The organism is Raoultibacter phocaeensis, from assembly GCF_901411515.1.
GTDB lineage: Bacteria > Actinomycetota > Coriobacteriia > Coriobacteriales > Eggerthellaceae > Raoultibacter > Raoultibacter phocaeensis.
The window spans coordinates 1731144-1756698 of the sequence record NZ_CABDUX010000002.1; the positions used below are offsets into that span (position 1 = coordinate 1731144).

Annotated in this window: 19 protein-coding genes; 3 read left to right on the forward strand and 16 right to left on the reverse strand. The window is 60.6% G+C overall.

The window, feature by feature from the left end:
* Positions 1 to 183 precede the first annotated feature (183 nt).
* From FJE54_RS15290 to ligA, 6 genes are all read right to left on the reverse strand, one after another.
* Positions 184 to 780, reverse strand: coding sequence for an ABC transporter ATP-binding protein (locus FJE54_RS15290; protein WP_255467460.1), 597 nt, complete (start codon positions 778 to 780; stop codon positions 184 to 186).
* A complete protein-coding gene (locus FJE54_RS15295) occupies positions 777 to 1853 on the reverse strand; it encodes an ATP-binding cassette domain-containing protein (protein WP_139653645.1) in 1077 nt (358 codons plus the stop codon). The genes FJE54_RS15290 and FJE54_RS15295 overlap by 4 nt, the downstream gene beginning before the upstream one ends.
* Before the next feature lie 26 nt (positions 1854 to 1879).
* The gene (locus FJE54_RS15300; RefSeq protein ID WP_180326771.1) at positions 1880 to 2797 is read right to left on the reverse strand and encodes an ABC transporter permease; all 918 of its coding nucleotides are present in this window, start codon (positions 2795 to 2797) and stop codon (positions 1880 to 1882) included.
* Positions 2790 to 3773: an ABC transporter permease gene (locus tag FJE54_RS15305; protein ID WP_139653646.1), complete on the reverse strand. Its 984-nt coding sequence runs from the start codon at positions 3771 to 3773 to the stop codon at positions 2790 to 2792. Before FJE54_RS15305 ends, FJE54_RS15300 begins: the two co-directional genes overlap by 8 nt.
* A 25-nt stretch (positions 3774 to 3798) precedes the next feature.
* A complete protein-coding gene (locus tag FJE54_RS15310) occupies positions 3799 to 5451 on the reverse strand; it encodes an ABC transporter substrate-binding protein (protein WP_139653647.1) in 1653 nt (550 codons plus the stop codon).
* 661 nt (positions 5452 to 6112) lie between these two features.
* Positions 6113 to 8245, reverse strand: a complete 2133-nt coding sequence (gene ligA, locus FJE54_RS15315; protein WP_139653648.1) for an NAD-dependent DNA ligase LigA — start codon at positions 8243 to 8245, stop codon at positions 6113 to 6115.
* 387 nt (positions 8246 to 8632) lie between these two features.
* Here ligA and FJE54_RS15320 point away from each other — a divergent pair, with 387 nt between their 5' ends.
* Genes FJE54_RS15320 through FJE54_RS15330 form a run of 3 tightly spaced genes read left to right on the forward strand, consistent with a single transcriptional unit; the run spans position 8633 to position 12701 of the window.
* Positions 8633 to 11389: a pectate lyase-like adhesive domain-containing protein gene (locus FJE54_RS15320; RefSeq protein WP_139653649.1), complete on the forward strand. Its 2757-nt coding sequence runs from the start codon at positions 8633 to 8635 to the stop codon at positions 11387 to 11389.
* Positions 11390 to 11399: 10 nt separating this feature from the next.
* Positions 11400 to 11999, forward strand: coding sequence for a hypothetical protein (locus FJE54_RS15325; protein WP_139653650.1), 600 nt, complete (start codon positions 11400 to 11402; stop codon positions 11997 to 11999).
* A gap of 39 nt (positions 12000 to 12038) precedes the next feature.
* On the forward strand, positions 12039 to 12701 hold the full coding sequence (locus FJE54_RS15330; RefSeq protein WP_139653651.1) for a hypothetical protein: 663 nt from the start codon (positions 12039 to 12041) through the stop codon (positions 12699 to 12701).
* 169 nt (positions 12702 to 12870) lie between these two features.
* Here the strand turns inward: FJE54_RS15330 and FJE54_RS15335 are convergent, their stop codons facing one another.
* The 10 genes from FJE54_RS15335 to FJE54_RS15380 all read right to left on the reverse strand — a co-directional run bounded on the left by FJE54_RS15335 (position 12871) and on the right by FJE54_RS15380 (position 25459).
* A complete protein-coding gene (locus FJE54_RS15335) occupies positions 12871 to 14400 on the reverse strand; it encodes an FAD-dependent oxidoreductase (protein ID WP_139653652.1) in 1530 nt (509 codons plus the stop codon).
* 127 nt (positions 14401 to 14527) lie between these two features.
* Positions 14528 to 15895, reverse strand: a complete 1368-nt coding sequence (locus FJE54_RS15340) for a response regulator transcription factor (RefSeq protein WP_139653653.1) — start codon at positions 15893 to 15895, stop codon at positions 14528 to 14530.
* Between the two features lie 88 nt (positions 15896 to 15983).
* Entirely contained in the window at positions 15984 to 16505 is a 522-nt protein-coding gene (locus FJE54_RS15345; RefSeq protein ID WP_139653654.1) for an HdeD family acid-resistance protein, read from the reverse strand.
* A gap of 707 nt (positions 16506 to 17212) precedes the next feature.
* Positions 17213 to 18106 (reverse strand): NAD(P)H-hydrate dehydratase, encoded by an 894-nt coding sequence (locus FJE54_RS15350; RefSeq protein WP_139653655.1) that lies wholly within the window; start codon positions 18104 to 18106, stop codon positions 17213 to 17215.
* Entirely contained in the window at positions 18087 to 18701 is a 615-nt protein-coding gene (acpS, locus tag FJE54_RS15355; RefSeq protein WP_255467462.1) for a holo-ACP synthase, read from the reverse strand. Before acpS ends, FJE54_RS15350 begins: the two co-directional genes overlap by 20 nt.
* 8 nt (positions 18702 to 18709) lie before the next feature.
* Positions 18710 to 20533 (reverse strand): glutamine--fructose-6-phosphate transaminase (isomerizing), encoded by a 1824-nt coding sequence (gene glmS, locus FJE54_RS15360; RefSeq protein WP_139653656.1) that lies wholly within the window; start codon positions 20531 to 20533, stop codon positions 18710 to 18712.
* 213 nt (positions 20534 to 20746) lie between these two features.
* Positions 20747 to 21514, reverse strand: coding sequence for a transposase (locus tag FJE54_RS15365; RefSeq protein ID WP_139653657.1), 768 nt, complete (start codon positions 21512 to 21514; stop codon positions 20747 to 20749).
* A gap of 137 nt (positions 21515 to 21651) precedes the next feature.
* Positions 21652 to 22281, reverse strand: a complete 630-nt coding sequence (locus FJE54_RS15370) for a TetR/AcrR family transcriptional regulator (RefSeq protein WP_139653658.1) — start codon at positions 22279 to 22281, stop codon at positions 21652 to 21654.
* Positions 22282 to 22307: 26 nt separating this feature from the next.
* Positions 22308 to 24809 (reverse strand): YhgE/Pip domain-containing protein, encoded by a 2502-nt coding sequence (locus tag FJE54_RS15375; protein ID WP_139653659.1) that lies wholly within the window; start codon positions 24807 to 24809, stop codon positions 22308 to 22310.
* A 2-nt stretch (positions 24810 to 24811) separates the two neighbouring features.
* Positions 24812 to 25459 carry an ATP-binding cassette domain-containing protein gene (locus FJE54_RS15380; RefSeq protein ID WP_139653660.1) on the reverse strand — a complete coding sequence of 216 codons (648 nt, stop codon included), beginning with the start codon at positions 25457 to 25459 and terminating at the stop codon, positions 24812 to 24814.
* Positions 25460 to 25555 lie beyond the last annotated feature (96 nt).

Genomic DNA, 25555 nt, shown 5'->3' on the forward strand with positions numbered 1-25555 from the left:
CCAACCTCCAATTTTGTGCCAGGATTCGACTTTCCGGGAACATAAGAGGCCGTTTTCCTCGACGGGTTCCAAACACGATGCACTGGTTGGGAGCACGAATGAACGGATTCGCGCGAATCGCTGCCATAGGCACAGTAGCGGTTGCCGTCACGGGTGCGGCGGTCGCGCTTGCAGCGCGATCGCCTACAGTTCGATGATCCTCGTCGCGATGCGTTCGGAGAGGGCCGGGGAGTGCGACACGAACACGAGGCCGATACCGCGTCGCTCAACCTCCGCGACCAGAAAATGCCATATCTGGGCTTGCGTGAGTGCATCGAGCATCGTCGATATCTCATCCGCCACCAGAAATGACGGATCGGCGGCAAGCGCACGGGCGATGCAGAAACGCTGAAGCTCGCCGCCCGAAAGCTCATGGGGATAGCGGTTCATCCATTCATCGCGAATGCCGAGCCCCTGCACCAGCGCCGGATCGATCGGCCCCGCCTCTGAAAGCGTGCGCGAAAGACGCATGCGCGGATCGACCGCCGTTTCGGGGTGCTGGAGGATCAACTGCACCGGACACACTCCACGAGCGGGAAGCGACGCACTGTCAAGCGTCACCTCACCCGCATCGGGAGCAAGGTATCCCGAAAGGATGCGGGCAAGGGTGGTTTTGCCCGTACCTGACGGAGCCGACAGCGCAACCCGCTCGCCGCTTTCGACGCGAAGCGACACGCCGTCGAGAACCGGCTTTCCCTTCCCGTAGGCATAGGTTACGCCCCTCGCTTCGAGCACGCTCATGAGACCACCTCGAATCCATGTTCGGGAAGCGCGTGCCAGAGCTCTTTGCTGAAGGGGTGCATAAGCGTATTGTGCGAAGCGAAGTTCGCGACCGCCGTCTCTTCAACAACCGTTCCGTCCTTGAACACCGCCACGCGATCAGCCACGCGCAGCGCAAGCTCGATGTCGTGGGTGATAAGCAACACGCCTCCGCCCTGATCGGCGAACGCGCGAAAATCGTCGAGCGCGGCGACGGCCAGATCGAGGTCGAGACCCGGCGTCGGCTCATCGGCGACGATAAGCTTCGGGTTGTCGATGAGCGCGCAGGACAGAAGCACGCGGCGCGCCATGCCGCCTGAAAGCTCGAAGGGATAGAGGTCGGCAACCTCCTCGCCGAGGCCGTAGCGCGCGAACAGGCGCCTCTGCACGGCTTCGCGCTCTTTCGCGTCGCCCGAGAACCCGCGCACCTGGCGGCCCACCTTCATGAGCGGATCGAGGTGATTCACGCTTTGCGGCACGAGAGAAATGCCGTTTCCCCGCAAGGCTGCAAGCGATCGGGCATCCTGCAGCACGCCATCGAACCAAATGCGCCCGCTTACGGATGCGTTGGGTTCGTACAGGCCGAGAATCGCATCGGCCAAAAGCGTCTTACCCGATCCCGAAGCCCCCACGACCGCCACGATCTCCCCCACGTGGACCGAGATGCTCAACCGCTCGATCACATGCGATTCGACCTTCTTCGCCTTGAAGAACGAACGGGACCCGGCATCGTACATCGAAAAGGACACGGTGAGATCCTCCACCTGCAAAAGATGGTGCCCGCCCGCATGATGCGACGAGGAAGCATGGGAATGCCCGTGATGAACGTGCGCCGAACCATGTTTCGCCGCTTCGTGAGCTGCAACGTCGTCGGGTTCGCTCGGTACCACATGGGCTGCGACGTCGTCGGGTTCGCCCGGTACCCCGCGAGCCGCAACTCGAACAGGCTCGCGCACCGCGGCGCTGCGGGCAACCTCATGCGCACAGGCGGCGCCGGGCAGCCGCTCGGTTCCCGCCTCGCCCGCACGCCCGTCGCGTATCGACCTTGGTTCCATGCGGTTTTCCTTCGTCATCGCGTAACCTAATCCTGCGAACTGTGGGGATCGATGAGTCTGCGCAGGTTCGAGCCCGCCGCATCGAAGAGCAGCACGGTTGCGATGAGAGCAAGTCCTGGAAACACCGCGAGCCACCACATACCCGCCGAGAGATAGCCCATCGATTCGCTTAGAATCACGCCGATAGCGGGCTGCTCGGGCGGCAGGCCGAAACCGAGAAACGTGATGGCCGCCTCATGCAGGATGGCGTGAGGGAACAGAAGGATCAAGCCCACGAGGAACTGGGGCAGCACAAAAGGAAGCATATGGTGCACTGCGATATTCATGCGGCTCTTGCCCAGCTTGCGGGCCACGGCGATGAAGGTCGATTCCTTGCATTGGAGGATTTCAGCGCGCACCACCCGCGCGAGGCTCGGCCAATGCGTAAGCGCAACCCCGATGGTCACGCCCCAAAACCCCTTGCCGATTGCAAACGATATGAGAATGAGGAGCACGATGTGCGGCACGCCCATCATGAGATCGATGAGCCAGGTGATGGCCGCGTCGACCCTTTTTCCCCCAAGTGCGGCGGCCGTGCCGAGCGCAAGCGCGATGACCGACGAGGCTCCGGCGGCGAGCAATCCCACAAGCACGCTCGTCGAAAGACCCGCAAGCGTGCGGAGAAACATGTCGCGCCCCATCCAGTCGGTGCCGAACGGGTGCGCGAAACTGGGGCTGAGGTTTTTCGCCGTGAAGTCGGTGTGCATGGCCATATCGGTTGCAAGCACGCCCGCAACGACGATCCCCACCAAGAGCGCGACCGACGCGATGAGCACAATAAGCGTACGCATACGGTTGCGCGAGCGTTCGGCGTGCGGAGCGTGGAACAGCGTCACGGATTGCACGACGGGCGCATCGGCAGCACCTTGGAGGTGGCTTTTCGCAGAGCGCGTCTCGCTAGCCATGCACCTCACCTCGCTTGATGCGCGGATCGACAACGCCGTACAGCAGGTTTGCAATCAGGTTGCCCCCGAACACAAACGCCGCCGAAACGACTGCGATACCCGCCAGAAGCGCCACATCGCCGCCGAGCCCCGCCGTCACCGCCGCCTGACCGAGGCCCGGGTACGAAAACACCTGCTCGACGAGCACCGATCCCCCGAATATCTCGGAAATCGCCGCGAACTGCAGGGTGAGGGCCGGAAGCGCAAGGTTGCGCAGACCGTGAGTGCGCATGGCTGCCCACGTGCTCATGCCGCGAGCGCGCGCAAAGCGGAAATATTCGCTGCCCATTACGTCGATCGTCTTCTCCCGGGTATGGAGCGCGATGTTCGCCACCCCCACAACCGAGAGCGTGAGCGCCGGAAGCGCCAGATGGTGAAGCGCGTCGGCGAATGTCACATCGGCCGCCGATACGCCGATGGGCACGGAGAATCCGAACGGGAACCAGCCGAGCCACACCGAGAACACGATGAGCATGACGAGCCCGAGCCAAAACGTCGGCGTCGAGGCCAGCAGAAAGCAGTATCCCTTGACGATACGATCGACGAGCCTGCCCCGGTACACGCCCGCCACCACACCGAGCGCGAACCCGAGCACGCCCGAAACCACCCACGCGACGGCCATAAGCGCCGCCGAGTTGAGCGCACGCGCGGCGATCACCTCGGTCACCGGCGCGTTGTAGCGAAGCGACATGCCCCAATCGCCTTGGACGAAACTCCCGATCCAGTTCGCATACCGTTCCCACAAAGGCGTATTCACACCCCAGTATTCGGCAAGCTGGGCGCGCTTCGCCTCGCTCATGTTTATGTAGGCGGCCTGGCCCACGTTCGCCTGCACCGGATCGATGGGAGATACGCTCACCAGGATGAACGTGACCATGCTCACCGCGATGAGCAGGAAAACGAACTTCGCAATATGTTTGACGATGAACCGGCCCATTGCACAAAGCGGATCGCCCGAGGGGTTACGCCCAGCTCCACTGGTCGATGTTGTTCACGAGCGACCAGCCGTGCCCGTGCGGATGCGGCTTCTGATCGGCCACGTGCAACCCTTCGCGTTTGAAGTAGAGATGATCAACGTCGGCGAGCCACACCCACGTTGCCGCGCCTTGAGGGGCAATGCCCTCAGATCCGTCCCATTGGGCCTTCTTCCAGAACTCGTAGGATTCCGCCACCTCGGGCTGGGCGAGGGCCTCGTCGAGGTACCCGTCGACGGTTTCACTCTCGTAACAGGCGTAGTTACCCCATCCGCTCGAGTAGTTGAGCTCGTAGACCTCCGTCGGCGAATTGGAACCCCAGCCCCAAAGAATCGGGCTCGAGAACTGGTTCGGATACAGATCGTCCCAGCTACCGCCTTTTATGGATACGTCGATGCCGATCTCCTTCATCTGATTGGAAAACTCGGCCGCAAGCGCTTGGCGCACCGAGTCGTTGGAAGCGTACCACAACTCGAACGCCGCACGCGTGCCGTCTTTCTCGAGAATGCCGTCGGAGCCGGCGACCCATCCCGCTTCGGCAAGCAGGCTTTTGGCCTTCTCGCGATCGGTCGATACCTTCATATCGTCGGACGACCACGGCATGTTGTCCGACACGCTGAACGCGGGCGTGCCGTAGCCGTTCAATACGTTTTCGATCATCGCCGTGCGGTCGACAGCGCAGTTGATAGCCCGACGGATGGCGATATCGCTCGTCACCGCGTTGCCCGCGGGATACTCGGTGCCGCCGTCCTCTTTCGCGGCACCCGGCTCGATGGTCGGAAGCGAGATACCGCGGCTGTCCACCGTCTTGCAGGCGAGCAGCTCGTATCCCGCCACCGCCTGATTGCTGTAGATGGCAGAGGTGAACGCGATGTCGGCCTGCCCCGAATTGACGGCGGCGAGCGCTGCGTCCTCCTCCATGAACACGACGACCACGCGCTTCATCTTCGGTGCCTCGCCGTAGTAATCGGGATTAGCAACAAGGATGACCTGCTGTCCCTTATCCCACTGTTCGAGCAGGTAGCGACCGCTTCCGACGGGATTCGATCCGTAATCGCTCCCATGCGCATGGGCCGGCACGATGCCGACGACCGCAAGCGTGTACAGAAGCGCGTTGAACGGCTTGTTGAGGTGAAGCTCAACCGTTGTATCATCGAGCACGACCGCATCGTCCACCATGCTCAGGTCCGCCTCGGCCGCATCGGCGGTACGGATTCCATTGATGGTGAAGGCCACGTCTTCGGCGGTAAGCGCCTCGCCGTCGGTGAACTTCACATCGTCGCGAATCGTGAACGTCCAGGTAAGCCCATCCTCGCTGATCTCGTAGGAGGTTGCGAGATCGTTCACGAACTCCATGTTCGTGTTCGTCGTGATGAGCGTCGACTGGATGAGCGGCTCATGAACATGCTCGCCGCATCCCCAGGATACAAACGGATCGAAGCCCGCCGCAGGCTCGCTGCCCGTGTTCATGGCAACGATGACCTCGTTTTGCGCATTCGCGTTCCCGCCTTGGCTGCCTTGGCCTCCCGTCGCAGAAGTCTCCTCACCCGAAGCGCACGCCGAGAGCACTCCCCCGAACGTTGCACCCCCAGCTGCGATGCCCGCCAGCTTGACGAATGTACGACGCGTGTAAACAGCCATGGTTTCGCTCCCATCCTCACACCGACGCGATCGGCTCCGCATCGATATGGTGTTACGATTTAGATTTGCGTAACACAGGATAACAGACAACCGGCGCTCTGGTGTTACGATTTCAGTTTCTGTAACTTTTCTTTTCCGCGGACGGCGGGATACGTTACTCGCACGGCGTACGGCGCTCGCACAAGCGCCGCATGGCAACAGCGCCACCAGCTGCGCGAGGATCGCACAGGTAACCGCGCTGCCAGGCGCGCAAGGATCGCGGGGGCAACAAAGCCGGCGAGCATCGCGGAATCGAGCACCACTTTGCCTTGATCGATGTCCTTGCGCAGAAAAGAAGCCCGTGTATACCAGATTTTTTCGACTTGTGCACGGTTTCCGTGTCGGGAAAGGCGCAACTGCACCCCTTCTCAGCGGGTCGGAGAGTGTGCATCCTGAGCGCAATCTTCTGACCAGGCGTTATCGAAACATCACATCGAACTTTGCGCTGCCTGCGCGGCCCAGCTTAACACAAGTCGAAAAAATCTGTTACCGGAAGCGCTTTTTCACGCCCTGAGGATCCGAATAGGCTCAACCGCACAGACGCACCGGCCCCTCGCAGGGAAACGCCCCTCGCTTCAGCCCGGGGACCCGAGACCCGAACCCGTTTTGCCTTCGGGGCGTCCTATTCCGCGCCCGGCAGCTCGCCCGACTCGATGATCGCGAGTAGATCGTCCTCGGTAAGCACAGGTACACCGAGCGAAACGGCTTTGTCGTACTTCGAGCCAGCCGCTTCGCCTGCCACGACGAAGCTCGTCTTCTTCGACACGCTGCCCGACACCTTCGCACCGCGTGCCTTGAGGGCTTCGCCTGCCTCGTCGCGCGTCATCCCGCTCTTCACGAGACTGCCCGTCAGCACGAACGTAAGACCTGCAAGCGTCTGCGGCAGCTCCTCGCCCGCGCCGACCGCCTCTTCGAGCACCACGCCCGCTTTGCGCAGCCGCTCGATGACGGCGAGGTTATCGGGTGTGCGCAGAAACGTCCATAGGCTCTTTGCGATGATGGGGCCCACGCCGTCGATGGCCGCAAGGTCCTCCTCGCTCGCCTGTTCGAGCTCGTCGATCGTCGGATACGCGCCTACGACGAATTCGGCTATGGTTTTACCCACGTGGCGCACACCCAATCCGAATAGAGCCCGCGCGAAGCCGCGCGACTTGCTCGCCTCGATGGCCGCCACAAGTTTCGCGGCCACGGTCGATCCGAGCCTGATCGGTTCGCCATCTTTGTTGACCCTGCCCATATCAAGCAGCGAAAGCTCCACTTCGTCAAGGCTGTAGTAATCGGCGACATCGGTGATGCGCCCGCTTTCTATGAGGCGCGAGATGATCTCCTCGCCCATGCCCTCGATGTCCATAGCGCCGCGGCTCGCCCAATGGCGCAGACGCTCGAGCGCTTGCGCGGGGCAGTCGATCGAGATGCAGCGCCATGCAGCCTCGCCCTCTTCCCGCACCAAAGGCGATGAGCAGCTCGGACACACCGTGGGCATCTCCCACGGTTCGGCATCGTCGGGACGCAGGCTCAGCACGGGACCGAGCACTTCGGGAATCACATCGCCCGCCTTGCGCACGATCACGGTGTCGCCGACGCGCACGTCTTTGCGGTGCACCTCGTCGATGTTGTGCAGCGTTGCGCGCGCCACCGTGGAACCCGCGACCACCACCGGCTCGAGCTCGGCTACCGGCGTACACGCGCCCGTGCGGCCGACCTGCACGGTGATATCGCGCAAAAGCGTCGTCTTCTCCTCGGGCGGGAACTTGTAGGCGATGGCCCAACGCGGAGCTCGGGCGGTATAGCCCATCGATTCCTGCAGAGAAAACGAATCGACCTTCACCACTACGCCGTCGATTTCGTAGGGCAGCTCTTCGCGGCGTTTGAGCGCCGCTTCGCAGAACGCATGGACCTCTTCCGCCGTTTCGCAGCGCTTGACGTCCGGGTTGACGTGGAAACCCGCCTCGCGCAGCCATGCGAGCAGCTCCCATTGACCCTGTGCCGCAAGCTTCGCCTCATCAGCGATCGCGTACATGAAGGTGGACAAGTCGCGTCCCGCCGTGATCTTCGCATCCTTCTGACGAAGGCTTCCCGCAGCGGCGTTGCGCGGGTTCGCAAACGGATTCTTACCGTTTTCAACCGCTGCCGCGTTGAGCGCGTCGAAGCTCGCCTTCGGCATGTATACCTCGCCGCGCAGCTCGAGCGTTGCTTCGGGGTCGACGACGGATTCCAAAGCGGCGTCGCGCAAACGCAAGGGCACGTCGCGCACCGTGCGCATGTTCACCGTCACATCCTCGCCCGTCGTGCCGTCGCCGCGCGTAGCCGCGCGGATGAGCATGCCGTTTTCATAGGTGAGCGCGATCGAAGAGCCGTCGATCTTGAGCTCGCACACAACAGGTACCATGCGACCGAACGCCTCGACCACGCGCTCGAGCCACGCATCGAGCTCGCCGAGGTCCATCGCGTTGTCGAGCGAGTACATGCGCCGTTCATGGACGACGGGCGCGAACTGCTCGCCCACGTACCCCCCGACGCGCTGCGTCGGCGATGAGGAATCGATGAGTTCGGGGTGCGCCGCCTCGAGCTCGCGCAGCTCGCGCATGAGCGAGTCAAACGCGGCATCGGAGATTTCGGGGGCGTCTTTCGCATAGTATAAGTAGGTATGGTGCTCGATCTCACGCCTGAGTGCATCGATGCGCTCCTTGGCATCGGCTGCCGCCTGCGCGGGATCGTCGGATTCGAACAGTTTTTCGGTATTCGGGTCTGCCATAGCACCTTCGCCTTTTCTTTCATCTTTCGGTAAAACAACGGCCGGGCGTGCGGATACGCTGCAGCGAACGCTCAACCAGCCACCATTGTAAAATACCTTGACACCATTCCAGAGGAAAAAGCCCTCGTGAAAAGAATACGTCATAAACGTGGTTTTCCGTGACGCGAACGCTGCTAAATCCGCTCGTTCAACAACTCGTTGAACTGGTGATATGCAAGGCACCCTACGGCTTTCCGCCCTTGTATTATACTTTACTGTGAATAATTGATATCTGAAATGTAACAGATTAATGAAAATACTAGACGCGTACTTACCTTCCCTTTACTATGGGTCGTCCGATTATCCCCGAGCGGCGTAGAGCAAGACCGCCCGAGAAAGATAGATGCTATGAGCACCGTGAGAAACCACATGCAGCGTGCGCTCGGCTTGGCGCTCGCAGTCTTCCTGCTGGTGGGATTGTGCGCACCTTCGTTCGGTTTCGCCCTCCCAGCGCATGAGGCGGTGGACGGCAAAACCGAAGGGCCCTCGAGCACGCAATCTGACGAGCTTGGTCGATCGCCTGAAACCGACCGAGAAAACGAAAGCGAAAGCATTTCCGATAGCACCGAACCAGCTCCTTCGGATACAGCGGACGAAGGAGGGGCCGACAACGGGCCTTCCGTATCGGGCATACCGAACGAAACCGATATAACAGCCTCGAATGCAGCGGAAGCTGCGATACGGGAAGAGGCGAAAGAGGATCTCAAGGCCTCGCGCACAAGCTCGCTTGTTGCGTCGTTCGAAGATCTCGCCCAAGCGATTGCCGCCCCGGATATCGACACCATCACACTCGGCGGCGATATCGTGATGACGTCTGGCATCTCGATTCCCAGCACCAAACAATCCCTCACGATCGACGGACAGGGACGCTATTCGCTTGAACAGCAGCACAGCGGTGCCTGGATCACTTCATCTTCAACTGCGCAAGCGGTATACACGCTGAAAGACATGACGATCATCGGCCGTTCCTACTACGGCGTGATAGCGAGCAGTGCCACTTCGGGCGCTCCGACCATCGTATTCGATTCCGTTTCCTATAGCGGCCCCCAGCTCATCTACAACCGATACGGCAACGCGCTGTTCACAGGAGAGAGCACCGTCTCGATCCGCAAGAACGGCAGCACCTCGAACAATGCCGAAGAGGTCGGCGAGGTGCACGGCGTCACGATTGCCAGCACGGTGCAGGTCGAGTCGACCTCGGTTGGGAGCTCGTTTTTCTGGATGTTCGGAGCTGCATCGGAAAAACCGTATCTCACCGTCGAAAACGGGGCGCAGGCCACGTTCAGAACCTCGGTCAACATGAGTGCGCGCGGGTTCTTCTGGGTGGAAGGCACCACGTACAATGTCGTGCTTTCGGTTGGGGACGGCGCCTCGCTCCTCGTCGATATCACCGGGTACAACCCCTTGAGCACGGCCGAAGACCACCGCGTGGATTCGATCTACATCGGCAAAAGCGCTTCGGCCACCTTTAACTTTGCGGGCGGCATCGCCCTTTCGAACTCACTTGTCGTCGACGAGGGCGCCACGCTGCGCATGAACTACCTTTCCAAGCCGGGCACGAACGAATCCGCATACGCGTATCCCCTGTTCCGGTTTTTAAAAGCTTCGGGCGGGGCTCCGGTGGTACAGGTGAATAGGGCGAAGGCGGTCGTGTTTTCCGTACAGCCCGCCAACCGCCCGATCTTCGGTCTCGCAAACGCAAACACCCTGCAGTTCGCCACAACCGATTTCAATTATTGGACGACGTACACCTCGGCCGCCTCGCAGGAGAAACCCGCGCGCATGTGGTCTTCGGAAGCCGACAACGGTTTCACGGCGACCCTTAACCTGAACGCGGGGCAAGACGATATGGGCTCGATCGTATCGAACCAAAGCGGTTTCGCCGATGAATTCGAACTTAAAAAGGCACGCGTGATACAGGTGGGAACCGAGCCGATAGCGCTGATTCCCGATGAGTATTGGGCTTCGATGTCATCTGCCTCGGGAACCACCGCGCCCGAAGCGAACGTATACATCGATTACACGGGAACCGATGCTTCGGCGCAGAGCTTCTCGGGCGCAAGCGATCAGGACGGGAGGTATTCCGTGGCTATCGAGACCAGCGCCGTCGATGCTTCGACCGTGCTTTCGGTTACCGCGGTACGGGATTTCGTAGCCCTCAGACGGTACAGTGCGGTGCGCGAACCTGCTACTCCGGCAGCTGATGGCGTGCTGCAGGTGATCGAGCAAGGAAGCGTTTTTCCGACCGATGCCTTAAGCCTCATCACCAACGTCGAGATAGGCGACGAAGGCCCTTTAGAAGCCTCGATCGCCTCGATACCTGACACCGGCACGGTCGGCCCGACGCACGCGACGGTTCTCATCGCCAATGCTTCGGGAAAAAGCGCCCAGATCACGGTCCCCGTCTTCATTACCGATGCGAGCACAACCGTTGACACCGAGAGGCTCGTCGCCCTTCGGGCAGAGGATTTCTCGCTGTATGCAAACGAGTTTCCAAGCGAAAACGCACAGGAATTCGTCTTGGAGAGAAGCCGCGCCCGCGCATGGAACATGCTTTCAGGCGAGGATATATCCTCTCGCATAGCGATGCCCGACAATCCGCTTTCCGAAACGCAGCAGACCCAATCCGTCATGCTGGCCGTCGAGGGGGTCGAGCGCTCGATCATCGTCACAATCCTCGACGACTCCGCGTGGGTCAACGTACGCATACCGACGAAGATGCTGTTCGGCACCCTCGACGCATACGAAAACGGAACCGTAATCTCGCCTCGCTACGAGATCGAGAACGGCTCCGACCTTCCTCTTGCCGTATCGCTTGCAGAATTCACCGTCCTCGAAACCGATGGCATCACCCTGCTGAGCGGACCCGATGCACCCGCAGATGAAAGCGCCCTCAAACTCAGCCTCGACGTCGACGGGACAACGGCGGTTGAATACCTCCATCCCTTCAATGGCAACGACTCGCACGAAATCCCGCTGACGACGCTCGGATCCGCGCAGCGCAACTACCTCACCCTTTCCGGCACGTATTACGGAGCATTCCAGCCGGAAACGGTATACCGACCGACCTATTCTCTGGTGTGGTCTTTCGCACCTGTCACCTAAGGAGACATGCATGAATAACACTGAAACGAACGCCTCCGGTTCCCCATCGGGGACCGGACGGCCAAGCCCACCGGCGACTTCAAAGGATGCCAAAGAGCAGTCCCGTAAACGAAAGAGGATCGCTCTTGTACTGCTCCTGCTGCTTTTGCTTGCCCTCGGCAGCTGCACGACGTTGCACTTTTGCGGCAACCAACGCGCCGAAGAGGCAACCGTTGCCGTCATGCCCGACCTCGATGCGAACGCAGAAGATATCACCGACCGGGAAGGCCTCGAATCGGCCATGCAGCAAAAAGCCGACGCGAACTATTTTTCGCTGCAGGTGAACCCCGATGCCTTCTTCTCGTCGCAGTCGGGCGAAGGAGCGTTCGAGCTGATCAATCCCGAAACAAACGTCTACCCGATATCCTTTTCCATCGTTCTCGATGGAAGCGGTCAGCGCTTGTATCAGTCGGGAACGATCATGCCGAACAAGCAGATCAGAAGCATCACCCTCGACCAGCCCCTGGACCCGGGCGACCACCCGGCTACCGTCATCATATCGATCTACAACCAGGATACCCACGAGAAGGAAGGAGAAACGCGCGTGAAGACAACCCTTCATGCCAGCTAGACATTCATCGATTACCGTTTATCTACCGAGGAGACGACCATGACCACAGAAAGAAAACTCGTATCCGCGTTCTTGGTGCTCATCGTGGCTCTCGCGCTCGTAGCGGCACCTATGACCGCCCTTGCATGGGACAGCAGCACCGAAGGCAATAGCGATAGCACTAACAGCAGCGATGTACAAGGCGAAACATCCGGTGAAACCAGCGTCGAAGGCTGGATCGGAACCTTTGACGGCGGCGAGGACCCCAACCGCCCCGATCCTCCGGCTCAATCATGGATCAATGTGAAGATACCCGCCACAGCCCTGTTCGGTTCGCTGGCAAGCGATGAAGGCGCGGTGTATTCGCCGGTCTACCATATCTACAACTACTCCGCACGAGACGTAACGATAACTCCGACCAGCTTCACCAAGATCACGGAGCCCGCAGAGCTCTCGGGCATGACATTGAACCTTACCTTCACGTCGCCGAGTTCTCTGACCGTGCCGCTGAGGGCAAGCGACGACTCGTTTCTCGGCGTCGGGCTGACGAACTCCGAAGCCGTGAACTTGGCTGCTGGTTCAGCATCAGCACCGACAAGCGCCACGTTCTCGATGAGCGGACGTTTGGCGGAGGGCTTCGCCTATCCGAGCGATGCTCCCTATCAGCCGACCTACGGACTCGTACTCAGCTTCGAGGCTGCATCGTCCCCTGCCGCTTCGTAAAGCCGCGTGACAACCGTGGGGTTGCAAAGCGCCCTACCCCGAAGCAGAAAGCCGATCGGACCACATGGTTCGATCGGCTTTTCTGTCGGGGCGCTTTCGGCTCATCTCGCGCGGGCGGCGGCAAAGCTATGCGCGGAGCCGCGCGACGAGGCCGCCTGCGCATGTACGCCTATCCCTGTTCGCCTTCGCCGCCTTTCTGGGCAGCAGCCTTACCGGCGGCGTAGCCGAAGCAGCAGCCCGCGCCCGTAGCGGCTCCCTGGCAGTACACGTTGCCGAGCGAGGGGCGAAGCGCTATCTCGCCGACCGCGTATACGCCTTCGATCGGATCGCCGTACTGGTCGAGCAGCTGCGCATCCTCGTTGACGATGAACGTCGTCACCGGGTCGTAGGCGAGCCACGGTACGTTTGCGAATGCATAGAACGGCGGGGTATCGAGAGCGAACGGCTCTCCCGTTCCCTGCCCGTAGAGCACATCGCGTCCGAACGAAGAATCGATGCCGGTAGCGTTCATATCCTGGTTGTACCGCTCCATCGCCGCAGGAAGATCGGGGGCACCGATCAGTTCGGCAAGCTCTTCATAGCTGTTCGCCTCGACGAAGAGACCCTTGTTCTCCTCGAATACGCCGAGCGGCTTTCCCGCTGCCGCAGCCAGGTCGTAGGCTTTCTTGTCCATGATCTGGTAGTTGAAGTACTCGCCGTCCTTCATCGGTTGATCGAGCAGCGCGCGCGTCATGGCATTGCCGATGAACGTGCCTTCGTTCACATAGCGCTTGCCGTCGGCGTTCACTTTCACCGCACCGTACACGAATAGGTTTGCGTACCCGTTCATATCGGTCGCCGTCGGATGCATGCCTTCGTTTGCGTAGATCCAGGGGATACCGTCGAACTGCGCTCCCAGATTGAACGCGGCGTAGTGCATGAGGCCCGTATGGGCGGGGCATGCCATGCTCTTGATTGCCGAGAGGCCCTTCATGCATTTCTCAAGCAGATCGGGACAGCTTGTGAATCCGCCCGTTGCGAGAATCACACCGTTTTTGGCGTGAATCTTCGTCTCCTTGCCGTTCGCGCTGCCGACGACCCCAACGACGCGGCCGTTGTCCACGACGAGGCGGGTTCCTTCGGTGCCGAAGCGGTAGTCTGCGCCGGCAGCCTGTGCACCGTCGGTGAGCTTTTGCTGATGGTCTTTCGGATCGAGCGTGAGCGTGCGCGGGATGCTCGATCCCGGAGCTTTCGTGATGGCGTCGGTCAGCTTCGCCACACCGAGCTCCTGAAGCACCAGCGAATACTCGTGTCCCAGCTCGCCGTAGCGGCGCACAACCGCTTCGTCGATGTCGACACCCCACGTTTTCAGGTCTTCGACCAGCTTCTCGGGGGTATCCTCGATGCCCTCGGCTCGCTGCTCCTCGGAATCAACGAGGGTCATGTAGCCGCCGCAGAGGGCTGTCGACGAAAACGCGGTGTTCTTCTGACTTTCGAGCACGATGACGCTCGCGCCTTCTTTCGCAGCCGCATACGCCGCAGCACCGCCCGCCCCGCCTGCACCGACGACTACGACATCCGCCTCGTCGTCCCAGTTTATGTTTCCCGCACTCGATGCATCGGCCGGCTGTCCCGGTGCGCATCCGAACAGGGTCGCCCCCATGGCGGCAACGCCCAAAGCTGCCGCACCTGTGATGAAATTCCTCCGTGTCGTTTCCATGTGTTCCTCCCTTGCCAGCTGTACTGAGGCCGAGTCGATCGGCCGCTTCGAACCTACCGAAAGCGACGGGGGGCAACAAGGAGCAGACGGGGGTGATTAACGCCGAGCACCTCTACGCCAAAAAGGGTTACAAGTCTCTCAACAGGGATTCTATATCGCTTCGGGAGTGGACGCCGAGTTTGCGATAGATGTTTCGCGTGTGGGTTTTCACGGTATCCTCGCTGATGTAGAGCTCTTGGGCAATAGCTCTTCGCTGCTTACCGCTCGCGATGAGCACGAGTATTTCCCGCTCCCGTTCGGTAAGATCGAGTTTCGCTACCGCCTCTTCGAGCGCTATGCGAAAGGCCCGCTCGCCGCTCGGCACGTCAACGGACACAGGCGTTCTTCTCTGAAAGCCGCTCGACACGAGGAAGAACACGTATACCGCCACAAGCGCGATGGTGAAGAGCATGCTGCTTGGAATCTCGTCGATCGGAACCCGTCCGATGGCGAACGACGAGACGAACTCCGATGCGGCAAGCAGAAAGTAGAACAGCGAAAACGAGCGCAGGGTCGAATTTTCCCCTGCGCGTTTTGCTGCGAAATACGCGATCATGGCGTAATAGAAGTAGAAGAAGCCCGTGATGCTCAGCGCGTTTGTAACCGAAGCGGGCAAAGAGGCGAACGGAAGCAGCAGATACGCAGCCGCTACGATGGGCAGGGCGAAGCGCGTAAGCGCCGAACGAAAGCCTCTCCGTTCGACAAGCGGTGCCGAAACGGCGAGCGCGACGAACAGGATGAGCAATGTCGCAACGAGGAAGTAGTCGTTCGTGCGCGAGGGATGCTGGACGGAAAGCCCGCTCATGAGTCCGAACGCGCAGCCCATGACAACGGCAAGCAGCCGATACCCCGCAACGTCCATCGCAGGAGAGCCCGCTTCCTCGCGAGGCGTTTCCAGTCCGCGCCGCATTACCCACACGGTGAAGAGAGCGGGCGAAGCAAGCGGAACGAGCACCATGAGCGATGCGATAAGCCGATCCGGAAGCAGCAGGATGAGACCGTCGATGACCGAAAGAGCGAGCGCGGCAAGCGCGAGGCTAACCATAACCTGGGAAGCCCTCATGCCGAAAAAGGCCGAGAACCACAAAAGCAGAAATCCGGCGTTCGCGCAGCCGATGAGGAAATATCCCCCCAAAGCCGCCGCTCCCCCGTCGAAGCTTCCGATGAGCACAAAGCCTATCGAGGCACCGAGCCCGATGGCAAATGCGATGCCCGCGAGGGTCTTTCGCTTTCGCAAGCTCACGATCCTTCGATACAGAAGCAGCGCGGCTAGCAGCACCAGAGCCGATCCGAGCAGCTGGTAGACCCCGAATTGATGGTACAGTTCGAAAAACACGCTTGTACGCGGCATATAGCGAACGGGCCACATAAACGCGAACCCGAGCCATAAAGGCCAGCAGGTAAGGGCGACTTCGCGCATGTCGCCCACCGTCTGCCTGAGTACGTTTTCAGCCATGATCCTCCCGAAGATGCCGACAGCCCGATCGTGGGTTCAGCCCTTCGACGCCCCAAAGACGCTCCTGAAGCATCGCCGATTGCTTGTGCTACGCCATCGCGCGCGTCGAACCCCCGTAGATCGCCAGCGATACGCCGCGCATGATCACGAACACCGCCATATAGATGACGAAGCTCGCAGGGAACACGAAGAACAGCACGCCGCACAAAGCACCGACGATACCGGAGAACAGCATCCAACCCCAAAGACCCGAACCCGTTTTCTTAATTCTAAACGATCCCACAATCTCGAACACGCCGAATATGATGAAAAAGAGTCCGATGACCCAGGGGATGACGGCCGCAAGCGCAAGCGGATGAAGCAAGAACATGAGGCCCACGATGATATCGAGGATAGCATAGGCGAGCGCCCAACCCGACATGTTCGCAACCTTCCTGAACCTGATGTAGGAAATAATGTCGAATACACCCGATACGAGGAACGCAGCGCCCGCGAACGCCGTCATCGTGATGAGCGTCAATCCCGGCGCGAAGACGAAGAACACCCCGCACAGCACGAGCAATATGCCCGCAATAACCAATCCCCAATCGCGCTTTTTCGTCGTCTCCATAACCCAAGCTCCTTCGTTTCCTGTGTGGCCGCCCAAAGCAAGCGCCCGATCTGCCTTTGAATGGGACAATTGTACTGCGGCGGGACGCTCGTCTGCGGAAAAGCGGGTTTCGTGAAACAACGGTTACGTTTGCGCTACCACCGTGAAAACGATGACGAAATTGCTCGCGAACGATGCGGCTCCCAACAGGGGACACCCGTGCTCGAAGCACAGCATGACTCACCGTGGCGGCACCTGCGCTCGAATCACGGCACGACCCGCGGTAACGAAACCTGCGGTCAAACCACGGCACGACTCACGGTAACGGAACCTGCGCTCGAACCGAACCGAAGGTTTTGTCGGAAAACGGCCTCGAAATGGCTGCGAACCCTCGCTTTGCGACGTGCGAACACGCCCAAACGACCTTCTTAGGACACAAAAGTTACCTCAAGAAAACCTCCACCTGGCGCTTCGCTGGAAGGCAATGGATTGAATAACCTCAAGAACCTCGCAGCATTTCGCAAAGCGGGCCTTCGCAACCACTTCGAGGCCGTTTTCGCGCAGAAAAGCATTATCAATAAAGCGTTCGGCACCATGTCGGTTCACAGCAAACAGCGGACGCAACCCGCACAACCGTCGCGATTAACCCCGCGTCCGTTGCTGGCTCAACGAGAAACGTGGGCCCTTGCCTCCCCATCGAGCTGTCGTGGCGCCAACCGATTGCTGGCTCAGCGAGAAACGTGCGCCTTTGCCTCTGTTGCAACCATATCCTTGATCGCATGGGGCAGATAATCGATGACGTCTTCGGCAATAACGCAGATCGCCGTAAGCTCGTCGGCGGCGATGCGTGCGGCGCGAGCATGGAGCGTCGCGGCGAGCAGGCAAGCGTCTACCGGGTCGAGCCCCTGGGCCAGAAGCGATCCGATCATGCCCGCGAGCACATCGCCCGTTCCCGCCTTAGCGAGCGCCGATGTGCCCTCGTCCATGCACACCTCCTTCTCGCCGTCTGAAATCCAGGTGACCGGCCCCTTCAGCGCAACGGTTACGCCGTACGCGAGGGCAAGCGCATTGGCAAGCGCAGGCGCGTCATCGGTTGGAAGCCCGAGCGGCTTGGCCAGACGCGCCGCTTCGCCTCCGTGGGGCGTGATGACCGTCGGCCTTTTGGCGGCGAGCCGTTTTGCACATCGTTTGCGGCCCTCATCGGTCGCGAGCGCCGTAAGCGCTCCCCCGTCGACGAGCACGGGCGCATCGGCGGTTTCGAGCGTATGGAACAAGAGGCATTGCGATCGCTCGTCATCGGGATCGAAACCCGGACCCACCACGCATGCGCTCGGATGATGCGCCGATGATACGAGCGGTTCGCGCGAAAGCCATGCTTCGTCATCCGTGACTACGAGCGAGGGGCGCAACGCACGCGCGAGCGGAGCCGCCGAAGGATCGGTGGCAACCTCGGTGTAGCCTGCACCCATGCACTGCCCCGCCATACTCGCAAGGCACGCGGCTCCGGGATAGGTTGCACTGCCCGCCACGAGCACGAGATGCCCGCGCGAGTACTTGTTCGCATCGCGCTTCGGAAACGGCAAGAGCCCGCGAAGCGTTTCGTTATCGTATGCGGCAGTCATCGTCGGGAGCTTCCGTTTTGCCGGCTGGACCTTCCGCCGCTTGAGGCTTTACATCCATTTCGTCGAGCAGGGCGCGGGCTTCTTTGAACTGCTTTGCCAGCTCCTCCATCGGATCGATGCGCTTTTCGGCAGCCTTCACCGAATCAGCGGTGATCGCCATGGCGCAGGCCACGGCTTCGGTATGGGTGTAGGAGAGCGAAAGCGGCAGTTCGACCACGCCCATTTCGGCAGCGACCTCTTTGGCGCGCCTGTGCAGCACTACCGTCGGCTTGCCCTTCGCGTTGCGCACGACCTCGACGTCACGCACTCCGATACCTTCGGAAAATCCGGTGCCGAGCGCCTTGAGCACCGCCTCCTTGGCCGCAAAACGCGTTGCGTAATGAATTTCGGGCATGCCCTTGGAATCGCAGTAGGCCTGCTCGTCTTCAGAAAACACTTTCTTCCTGAAACTCGGGGTTCGGGCAATGATGGCCCGCATGCGCTCGATCTCAACGATATCGACGCCGAGACCCACCTCTTCAAGGGTGCGCATGCGGCGCTCCTCGGTGGCTTCGCCCTGCGAGCCCGGTGTCGTTTGCTCTTGGGTTTCGGTCATGCGCTTCCCTATTCGACCGTTACGGATTTTGCGAGGTTGCGCGGCTGATCGACGTCGCAGCCGCGGGCCACCGCAATGGAACGGGCGAACAGCTGCAACGGCACGCTCGCCGTGATCGGCGAGAAGCAATCGCGCACCTTGGGGATGTAGATGACGTAGTCGGCGTAGTTCTTGATATCGGCATCGCCCTCGGTTGCAACGGCTACGATCATCGCACCGCGCGCACGACTCTCCTGCAGGTTCGAGAGCGTCTTTTCATATGTGGGGCTCTGCGTAGCTACGGCAACCACCGGGAAACCGTCATCGATAAGCGCGATCGGGCCGTGCTTCATCTCGCCCGCAGGATACGATTCGGCATGCAGGTAGCTGATCTCCTTGAGCTTCAAGGCGCCCTCGGCGCAGATAGCAGCACCGAACCCGCGACCGATGAACAGCGACGAGCACGCATCCTTGCACGCAAGCGCCGCTTCATCGATGGCGGAGGTGTCCGACAAGATGATCTCGATCTGCTCAGCGGTGTCGGCGAGCTCCTTGAACAGAAGTTTCACCTGGCTCGTTGTGAGCTTGCCCTTGGCCTGCGCAAGCAGCATAGCCAGAAGCGTCAGGCTCACCACCTGGCCGAGGAACGACTTCGTGGAAGCCACGGCGATTTCCTTGTTCGCCTTCGTGTAGATTACGCCGTCGCTCTCGCGGGCGACGGGGCTTCCCACGACGTTCGTGATGCCGAACACCTTCGCACCCCGCACGCGCGCATCGCGAATGGCAGCGAGGGTATCGGCCGTCTCTCCCGATTGGGATACGGCGACTACGAGCGTGGTAGGCGTGATGATGGGGTTGCGGTAGCGGAATTCGCTTGCAACCTCGACCTCGGTGGGAATGCGCGCCCAGCCCTCGATGAGCTGTTTGGCAACGAGCCCCGCATGGTAGCTCGTCCCGCAGGCGATCACGTAGATGCGGTCGATCAGATTGAGCTCGTCGTGGCTCAAATCGAGCTCGTCGATCGTAAGCGCGCCGCCCGTCAGACGCCCGGCGAGCGTATCGCGCACAACGCGGGGCTGCTCGTGGATCTCCTTCATCATGAAATCGGGGTAGCCGCCCTTCTCGGCGAGATCGACGTCCCAATCGATATGGGTTATTTCCGGCTCGAAACGCTCGCCGGGCTCTTTAAAGTATTCGATGGAATCGGGCGTGAGCTTGGCGAACTGATGGTCGCCGAGGATGACGACGTCGCGCGTCGCATCGATGAGCGCGATGATGTCGGAGGCAACGTAGGAGCCGCTCTTCCCCCTGCCGATGACGATCGGCGAATCCTTGCGCGTGGCCACGATCGTGCCCGGCTCGTCTGCGGCGACGGCAGCAAGGCCGTACGCGCCGATCACCCGCTGAGCAGCGGCGTGGACGGCATGGAGCAGATCGCCTTCGTAGGAATCCTCGATCAGATGCGCAAGCACTTCGGTGTCGGTATCGCTCGTGAACACGTGGCCTTGGGCTATGAGCGATTCACGCAGTTCGGCGAAGTTCTCGATGATGCCGTTGTGAACGACCGCGATGCGCCCGTCGCAGGAGGTGTGCGGATGGGCGTTTTCCTCGCTCGGGCGGCCGTGCGTGGCCCAACGGGTGTGTCCGATGCCGCAGGTGCCCGGCATATCCCTTTCGGCAACCTTCTCGGCAAGCCCCTCGACCTTGCCCACGCAATGCACGACGTCGAGTCCGTTCTCGCTCTCGACCGCGATGCCGGCCGAATCGTAGCCGCGGTATTCGAGGCGCTTCAAGCCCTCGATGAGGATATCCTTGACGGGCTCGGTACCCGTATAGCCGACAATTCCGCACATAGGCTGACTCCTTCGTCCATTTCGCAGACGCTTGCTGCCTGAGCAGGGCTCGAAGCGCCCGATTCAATGCCGAGTATTGTAGCGCAGCGCCGCATGAAAAAAAGATGCCCCGCTCAATCAACAAAACCGCGTTAACGCCCCGTTGACGAGAGCACGGAACACAAAGGGACACAAAGGGACGGTCCTTTTGTGTCCTCCCTCCGCTTCGAAAGTCTATCGCGTTCTCACCACGCCAAAAGATACCCCCGTAAGCCGTACTATCTGACGAATTGACGCACCTTCCGCCTTGAGCAGGCGAATAGCATCGTCACGTTTCTCTTCCGGAAGCAATTGAATTTCTGTAGCGGTGTCGACTCCGCAAGAACGCTTAAGCATCTCCTTGCATGTTCGGTCGGAAGGGCGCTTTATCCCCTCGTCATCCAGGTGAGCCGTCTCATCGCTTACTTTTACGAATTCCTTAAGCAGCGCCGGCTGTTCCGCCTCGTTTGACGAGAGCATGGAAAGAATCCTCGCAGTATCGGTCAAATACGGACCATCGCCCGTCCGCATGTAGTCTCCGTAGCTGCTCCACCGATAGCACCCCAACTCCTTTTCCAATCCCGCCTTTTGAGGGTTTTGGAGGATGTAGCGCAAAACGCTCAGCAACTGGCGATCGTCGTTGACCGGTTCGCTTTTGTACCTGTCCTGAAACAGGTGCCCGCTCCGCTCGTATTTCTTGTTGAAATAGATGGCGTATCGGGTTGCTATCCGCCTCATGACGGTACTGAGCGGCTCTTGCTCGACTACGATAAGCAGGTGAACATGGTTGCCCAGAAGGGCGTACCCCAGCAGGTAAAATCCGCTGGTCGTTTTACAAGCACGCAAGATCTGAAGAAACTGCTCGTAATCGGCATCCTCTTCGAAGATCGTTTGCCGATTGACCCCACGCAGCATTACGTGGTAGCAGCCTGCACTGCTTTGTTGTCGAGCTGTTCTCGTCATGGGAAGAAGATAGCAGGCGCATTTCCGATTTGCAACACAAAAGAACCGCGCCTTTGTGCTGCCCCCTTCGCGCTGCCTTGATTTGCAACACAGAAGAACCGTCCCTCTGTGTTCCCTCTGTGTTCTCTGTGTTCCTCTCAGGCGTTTTGCACGTTGGCGTGGCGGACGAAGTCGATGATGTTGGCGATGAATGTCTCTTTGCTTACCGCCGCTTTCTCATCGATGTAGTAGAGCGAAGTCGTGAGCACCATCCCCACGAGCGCGACCGCCTCGAAATCGACATCTATCTTTGGCCGGATCAAACCCTCGTCCTTCGCCCGCTGCAGCTGAGCGCGGATGAGGCCGAGCAGCCGTTCCTCGTTCTCGCGCATGCCGCTCGACCAGACGCGGCCCTCGCGCCAGAGCTCGGACACGAAGAAGCGCCCGAATTCCTTGTTCTCGAATATCTTCACGGCGAAGCGCTCGATCATGCCGACGAGCGCCGCAGGACCGTTTTCCGCATGCGCCGCTATCTCGACGAATTCGTCGGCAAGTTCGCCGATACCGTCATCGAGTATGCTCTCGGCGATCTCGGCCTTGCTTTTGAAATGGTAGTACGCAAGCCCCTTCGACACACCTGCTTCCTCGACGATCTCGTCGACGGTAGCGCCGGTGTAGCCCTTGCGACCGATCACTTTCACCGCTGCGTCGAGCAGCAAGGCGCGCGTCGCCCGCGCCTTGCTGCCCTTTTCGCCCTGGGCTGAAGCGGATGCTTTTCTTAGAGCCATGATCCGTCCTAACTGATGGTGCGCACCTATCCGAGCTGGAGAACCGGATGTAGATCATCCATGCGTACGGTGCGCTTCCGATATGCTACCACGCTCGTGAGCGCAAAGCACACGGCGCCGATGGCGAAGAGCACGAAGCAGTCGAAGGCGACAACCGAATAGTCGAGTCCGGTCATGATCTGCCGCATGGCTTCGACCACGTAGGTCATGGGCATGAACGGGTTGATGGCCTGGAAGAACGGGGGCGTCGTCTGTATGGGGAACGTACCCGCGCACGCCGTCAGCTGCAGCATAAGCAGGATGATGGCGACGAACTTGCCGGGGAACCCGAACGCGGCCATGAGAAACTGCATGATCGCGGCGAACACGATCGCGGTCAAGTAGCCCATCGCATAGAACGCGGGAACGTTGTCGATCTGCAGCTGCAACCCGAACTGGAGCACGACCATAAGAAGCGTCGCCTGGATGAGAGCGAATATCGCCATCGGCATGAAGTTCGCGAATGCCACCATGACGGGGTTGCCACCCGAAAGGATGAGGCGCGAATTGAGCGGTTTGAACACGAACCCGGCAACCAGACCGCCGACCCAGAGGCCGAGCGCCATGAAGTACGGGGCGAACCCCGTGCCGTAGTTCTTCACGGTCGTGTAGTACTCGTTCGCCAACTCGACGGGATCCGCCATCGCATCGGCCTTAGCGCTGATGTTCGTCGCCTGCTCGGCTGCGGTCTTCGCGCCTTCGGCAAGCTTCTCGGAAAGCTCGCCTGAACCGTCTACCGCATCGGACAAACCGTCGGTCAGCGTAGAAGAGCCTTCTTCGAGCTGCGAGGCGCCGTCGGCTATCTGGGCCGATCCGTCCTTGGCAGTGCCCGCACCAGCCGAAAGCTGCGAGGCGCCCGCGTTGAGCTGGTTGGCCCCAGCAACCGCCAAAGAAGCCCCATCGTTCACCTGATCCGCACCTACGGCAACCTCCGATGCGCCGGATACGAGCGCGCCCATGTTGCGGTCGACCTCGCCTGCGCCCGCATCGAGCTTGCCGATGCCGTCTACGAGCGACGGAGCAGCGGCCGCAAGCGAAGCAGTGCCGTCGGTAAGCGCGGTGAGCTCGGGCTGGCTCGCCTCGATCTGGTTGCGCGCGGCAGACAACCCGCTCTTGATGCCGGCGAGTCCGCCTGCAAGCTGCGAGCCGCTGCCCGTCTGCTGAGCAATGGATTGCGCCGCGGCGATCGCTCCGGGGTTCGCGGGATCGGTGCTCGTCAGCTTCTGCTGCAGCTTGGCCGTGCCCACGGCTAGGTCGGACGAGGAATCCGTTGAACCCGCAATGCCGTTCAAATACTGCGTCGCTATCGCTGCCTTTTCGGCATCGGTGGAAGCGCTCGCCATCGCCGTAAGCCCGGCGTTCGCCGCTTCATTAACCTTCCTGATGCCGCCGCCCACCTGCGCGACCCCCGCCGAAGCTTCCTCCAGCCCCGACGCCAGCGCCGAAGCACCCGAGGACACCTGGGAAAGCCCGCCCGACACGAGGTTCACCCCGCCGATGAGCTCGCTTTGCGATTGCGAGTCGTCGGCGCCGATGGAGCCCGCAAGCGCATTCATGCTGCCGACGACCTGCTGCACCCCGTCGTTCAGTTGGGTTGTTTGCGCGGGAAGGCCTGCAGTCTGCTGCGCGAGTTCGCGTGCGCCCGCAGCTACGGCGCTCGTGCCGTCGCCCTTGAGTTTCGATGCCCCCGCAGAAACAGAATCGGCTCCGCTCGCAAGACGCGAGGTTCCCGACGAAAGTTCGCTTGCACCCGACACGAGCGACTGGGTTCCGTTCTCGAGGGCGCTCGCCCCGTTCGCGAGCGCAACAAGACCGCTGTCGAGCGCGAGCGCTCCGTCTTTGAGCGTGCCGAGGTTCACCGTAATAGTACGGCTGCCGTCCTGTGCGGTAACGAGGCCGTCTTCAAGCGTGCCGGCACCCTCGGCCGCCGTCTGGATATCCTTGCCCGAATCGGCCACACGGTCGAGCACCGTGGTCCAGTACTCGGTGGCGATAGTGTCGCTCACCCGCGTGCGCACTTCCTTCCATACCGTCTCGCCGATCTGCGATGCGAGCATGTTCTCGCTCTGATTGTACTGAACCTTGAGCTGCGCGCGACGCGGAGCATCACCGTCCACCGACGCAACGCTCGCAGAGAAATCAGATGGAATCGTGCACACCATGAAATACGTGCCGTCCTCGAGTCCGCGCTCGGCTTCTTCGGCCGAAACGAAATTCCATTGCAGGCCATCGTCGGTTTTCTTGAGCTCGTCGACCACGTCGTTTCCGAGCGTGCGGCTCTCCCCTGCGATCACTGCGCCCGCATCTTCGTTCACCACGGCAACGGGCACGGTGTTAAGACGCGCGTACGGATCCTGAAATGCCGCCAGATACAGGGCTCCGTACAGAAGCGGCATGATGGCGATAGCCGCGATCACCACCCACATCACTTTGGATGCCGTGACGTTCTTCCATTCGAGCCCCGCAAAGCGCAAGCCTTTGAATGCCATGATTACTCGCCTTCTTTCGCAAGGTAGATCGCTGTATCGGCCATGTCCGCAAGCTCCCGTTCGACAACGCCCACCACAACGGCCGCATCCTGTTCTTTCGCGGAACGGCGCAAAAGCTTCATGAGCCCCTCTGATTGGGACATCGTGAGCTGGTCTTCGACATCGTCAATCACGACCGCCTCCGGCTCGCCGACGAACGCGAGCGCTATTCCGAGCTGCGTGCTCTTTTCCGCCGTCAGATCCTTGATGCGCACGTCGGAAACGTCGCCGATGTCCCAAGCGCGCAGATACGCCGCGATTTCCTCTCGTCTAGGCTTGCGCCCGAACAGCTCGAATTCGGCCTCGACCGCATAGGCGGCCGTCAGGCTGTCCTGCAAATCGTTCAACCCTGCAAAGATTCCGAGGCCCACCTTTCGTGCAACCTTCGACCGGTGGCGCGGCAGCTCGATACCGCCGACCGTGAGCGCTCCGCCCGTCGGCTTCATGCGACCCGCGAGCGTTAGGAGAAGCGCCGTCTTGCCGCTTCCGTTGCGACCGCGCACGCACGCGAGCTCGCCGCGTCGCACTTCGAGGTCGACGCCTTGGTATGCGTAGCCTGCAAGCGTTTTGAGTTCGAGGCCGTGTGCCTCAATGTACGGTTGCGTCAGCATGCTTTGCTCCTTTTTGACTGACTAGTCAGTTTTAATTCTCAGGAATTATACCACCGAGAAGATCCCGCGCAAGCCCTGTTCCCCTTCTGTTGAAAA

What these genes read in the sequence shown, in the direction of transcription:
- glmS (WP_139653656.1), bottom strand. Translation starts at nt 20,533, where the DNA reads ATGTGCGGAATTGTCGGCTATACGGGTACCGAGCCCGTCAAGGATATC.
- ligA (WP_139653648.1), bottom strand. Translation starts at nt 8,245, where the DNA reads ATGGCAGACCCGAATACCGAAAAACTGTTCGAATCCGACGATCCCGCG.
- FJE54_RS15340 (WP_139653653.1), bottom strand. Translation starts at nt 15,895, where the DNA reads ATGGCTGAAAACGTACTCAGGCAGACGGTGGGCGACATGCGCGAAGTC.
- FJE54_RS15300 (WP_180326771.1), bottom strand. Translation starts at nt 2,797, where the DNA reads ATGGCTAGCGAGACGCGCTCTGCGAAAAGCCACCTCCAAGGTGCTGCC.
- FJE54_RS15305 (WP_139653646.1), bottom strand. Translation starts at nt 3,773, where the DNA reads ATGGGCCGGTTCATCGTCAAACATATTGCGAAGTTCGTTTTCCTGCTC.
- FJE54_RS15295 (WP_139653645.1), bottom strand. Translation starts at nt 1,853, where the DNA reads ATGGAACCAAGGTCGATACGCGACGGGCGTGCGGGCGAGGCGGGAACC.
- FJE54_RS15335 (WP_139653652.1), bottom strand. Translation starts at nt 14,400, where the DNA reads ATGGAAACGACACGGAGGAATTTCATCACAGGTGCGGCAGCTTTGGGC.
- FJE54_RS15380 (WP_139653660.1), bottom strand. Translation starts at nt 25,459, where the DNA reads ATGCTGACGCAACCGTACATTGAGGCACACGGCCTCGAACTCAAAACG.
- FJE54_RS15375 (WP_139653659.1), bottom strand. Translation starts at nt 24,809, where the DNA reads ATGGCATTCAAAGGCTTGCGCTTTGCGGGGCTCGAATGGAAGAACGTC.
- FJE54_RS15290 (WP_255467460.1), bottom strand. Translation starts at nt 780, where the DNA reads ATGAGCGTGCTCGAAGCGAGGGGCGTAACCTATGCCTACGGGAAGGGA.
- FJE54_RS15320 (WP_139653649.1), top strand. Translation starts at nt 8,633, where the DNA reads ATGAGCACCGTGAGAAACCACATGCAGCGTGCGCTCGGCTTGGCGCTC.
- FJE54_RS15350 (WP_139653655.1), bottom strand. Translation starts at nt 18,106, where the DNA reads ATGACTGCCGCATACGATAACGAAACGCTTCGCGGGCTCTTGCCGTTT.
- FJE54_RS15310 (WP_139653647.1), bottom strand. Translation starts at nt 5,451, where the DNA reads ATGGCTGTTTACACGCGTCGTACATTCGTCAAGCTGGCGGGCATCGCA.
- FJE54_RS15325 (WP_139653650.1), top strand. Translation starts at nt 11,400, where the DNA reads ATGAATAACACTGAAACGAACGCCTCCGGTTCCCCATCGGGGACCGGA.
- FJE54_RS15345 (WP_139653654.1), bottom strand. Translation starts at nt 16,505, where the DNA reads ATGGAGACGACGAAAAAGCGCGATTGGGGATTGGTTATTGCGGGCATA.
- FJE54_RS15365 (WP_139653657.1), bottom strand. Translation starts at nt 21,514, where the DNA reads ATGACGAGAACAGCTCGACAACAAAGCAGTGCAGGCTGCTACCACGTA.
- acpS (WP_255467462.1), bottom strand. Translation starts at nt 18,701, where the DNA reads ATGACCGAAACCCAAGAGCAAACGACACCGGGCTCGCAGGGCGAAGCC.
- FJE54_RS15370 (WP_139653658.1), bottom strand. Translation starts at nt 22,281, where the DNA reads ATGGCTCTAAGAAAAGCATCCGCTTCAGCCCAGGGCGAAAAGGGCAGC.
- FJE54_RS15330 (WP_139653651.1), top strand. Translation starts at nt 12,039, where the DNA reads ATGACCACAGAAAGAAAACTCGTATCCGCGTTCTTGGTGCTCATCGTG.